Consider the following 539-nt stretch of genomic DNA (forward strand, 5'->3'; position numbering starts at 1 on the left):
TCTGCGTGGTATGATATTATTGGTGAAGGAACTATTGCTGATGCAATCCTGGACAGGATAGTAAACTCCTCACATAGGATAGACCTGAAAGGAGAATCATTAAGAAAAGGAGTTCTAAAAAACGAGTAACATTAATTTTTTATATAATTGCAGTATCTTTCAAAGTGGCACTGTTTGAACCGAAATAGGTGGCACGGTCCCTCCGAAATAACCACGAAAGGAGCAAGAAAGAATCGAAAAGGAGAAACAGCAGTTAGTTCAACAGGAGATAGAAGCTTTTAAAGATCTACATAAAAAATCGCATCTATGGTACGAAGCTCAAAAACTGAGGAAATATTTAAAACAATTTGAAAAGCAATTCGAAGAGAAGGATCAATTGACTCAAGACAAAATTGAAATGCTTCACTTTGGGCTTCGAAAAGCTGATTGGTTGGATCCCTTAATTGATTTTGAAGATGAGCTTTTGTCTGAATTAGATCCTTACGACCTTTTGAAAGGTGTGAAATGATCAAAATACTTTTTCATTGTCTTGATGTTTT

1 protein-coding gene is annotated in these 539 nt (G+C 35.4%); it reads left to right on the forward strand.

Features of this window, described 5'->3' with window-relative positions; genetic code table 11:
* Positions 1 to 129: ATP-binding protein (locus HC175_RS24325; protein ID WP_235942660.1), on the forward strand; the 129-nt coding region annotated here is incomplete at its 5' end.
* Between the last annotated feature and the right edge of the window lie 410 nt (positions 130 to 539).

It is taken from the genome of Salinimicrobium oceani (genome assembly GCF_012037645.1).